The 2,440-nt window shown below is 70.9% G+C and carries 1 protein-coding gene; it reads left to right on the top strand.

Annotated features, from left to right (window positions below; all coding sequences use genetic code 11):
- On the top strand, positions 1–2,010 hold a 2,010-nt coding region (locus FDZ70_09320), incomplete at its 5' end, for a tandem-95 repeat protein (protein TLM70150.1).
- Positions 2,011–2,440 lie beyond the last annotated feature (430 nt).

Below are 2,440 nucleotides of genomic sequence, written 5' to 3'. Positions count from 1 at the left end.
GACTTCGACCGGGACGGCGCCACCACGCTCACCGCGTCGCTGTACTCCGACGTTGCGCACGGCGAGCTGGCGATGCTGTCGAACGGGCGCTACATCTACGTGCCCGCCCCCGACTTCTGCGGGACCGACAGCTTCCGGTATCGCGCCTACGACGGCGGGCTGTACTCGGCCGCCGCGACGGTGACGATCACGGTGACGCCCGTCAACGACGCTCCGGTCGCCTCGGCGGACGCCACCGCCTGCGACGAGGACGTCCCGGCCTCCGGCGACGTGCTCGCCAACGACACCGATGCCGACGGGGACGAACTGTCGGCATCGGTGGTCTCCGGCCCGGCGCACGGCACGCTGGACCTGGCGTTGGGCGGCGCCTACACCTACACGCCTGCCGCCGACTGGTACGGGATCGACGGCTTCGCCTACGCCGTCTCGGACGGCCAGGGCGGCACCGACATCGGTTCGGTGACGATCGTGGTGGCGGCGGTCAACGACGCTCCGACCGCGGCGCCCGACGCGTTCGCCGCCTCCGACGGCGTTCCCGTATCCGGCTCGGTGCTGGCCAACGACACGGACGTCGAGGGCGACCCGCTTGCCGCCGAGATCGTCTCGGGCGTGGCGCACGGGACACTCGACTTCGACGCCGACGGCACCTTCACCTACACCGCGGACATCGGCTACAGCGGCGAGGACTCGTTCGTCTACCGCGCCGATGACGGCACGGACCTGTCGGCGCCTGCGATTGTGACCTTCACGGTCACGCTGACCAACGACGCGCCGGTCGCGCTCGCCGACGGGTACACCACCGCCGAGGACGAAGCACTGTCGGTGCCCGCGATCTCGGGCGTGCTGGCCAACGACTCGGATCCGCACGGCGACCTGCTGACGGCGGTGCTCGTGGGCGACGTCGCGCATGGCGAGCTCGCGCTGCTGCCGTCGGGCCAGCTCATCTACGTGCCCGACGCCGGCTTCAGCGGCGCCGACTCCTTCACTTACCAGGCGTTCGACGGCGCCTCGTTCTCCGAGGTCGTCGCCGTGACCATCACAGTGACGCCGGTCAACGACGCACCCGTCGCCGCCGACGATTCCGCGGCATGCGACGAGGACACCACGGCTTCCGGTGACGTGGTCGCCAACGACTCCGACGCCGACGGGGACGGTCTCGCAGTCTCGGTTGCCTCACCCGCGGCGCACGGCACGGTCGACCTCGCGCCCGATGGCGCCTACACCTACACGCCGGCCGCGAACTGGTACGGCACCGACGCGTTCGCCTACCGCGCCTCCGATGGGCACGGGGGCACCGACGTGGCCGTCGTGACGATCGCCGTCGCGTCGGTCAACGACCCGCCAGCGGTGACGGGGGACTCCTACCGGTTCCGCGCGGGTACGGCTCTCATCGTCCCGGCGCTGACCGGCGTTCTCGCCAACGACTCCGACGTCGAGGGCGACCCGATGGTCGTCGTGCGCGGGGTGGGCCCGGCGCACGGCACGCTCACGCTGAACGCGAACGGTTCGTTCACCTACGCGCCCGCGTTCGGCTTCCGGGGGACCGACTCGTTCACGTACTCGGTGTTCGACGGCACCGACCTGTCCGGTCCGGTGACCGTGGAGCTGGTCGGTCCGGTGCTCTACGAGGAGACCGCTGCCGGTCTCGAGTGGACCGGCACGTGGTCGACACTGGCCCGCACGCAGTTCTCGGGCGGTACCGCACGCTATGCGTCAGGCACCGGCAAGTCGGTCACCGCGACCTTCACCGGGGTCGGCATCGACTGGATCGGCGCCAAGACGACCTCGTCGGGCAAGGCGCGCGTCTACCTCGACGGTGCGCTCGTGGCCACGGTCGACTCGTACTCGAATGTGAGCCGCTTCGGCGAGGTCCTCTACAGCGTCTCGGACCTGCCTGAGGGTGCGCACGTCCTGCGCATCGAGACGACCGGCTCGAAAGCCTCGGCCTCGACCGGCACGAACGTGTGGATCGACGGCTTCGACGTGCAAGGCGAACTCACGGCGCCGTAGCGGCCCGGCTCTCCTGCACGCAGTCGCTCGATCCGGGGGCCCCGGCATCGCGCCGGGGCCCTCGTCGCGTCTGGGGCGGGGAGGCACCGCCCTGCCGTTCGTCGCCCATCCGTGCTCATCCGTCGGGACGTCATGTGACGGCCGTCACACTCCCCGCATGGAGCTCATTCGCTGCGGGCGATACCCCCTAGCGCCGGGCGTCGGGGGGCCCCACACTGAGTCCGCGTCGCCTCGGGACCGGGAGGCTCCCCGCGCGACAGGATGGTCAGGGACAGGGGTTCGGAGGAGGAAGCACATGCACAGGGTTCAAGGTGGCGCGGGTTCCGCGCTCGGTCGCATCGTGCGTTTCGCGACGGCAGTCATGCTGGCGGTATCAGGCGTTCAGATGGCGGCGCCGCCCGCGGCGCTGGCGGGTGCGGCTGTGCCGGTC

This window comes from Actinomycetota bacterium (genome assembly GCA_005774595.1).
Classification (GTDB): Bacteria; Actinomycetota; Coriobacteriia; order Anaerosomatales; family D1FN1-002; genus D1FN1-002.
The sequence above is the reverse complement of the archived record's forward strand: the minus strand, read 5'-3'. Positions and strand labels throughout refer to the sequence as shown.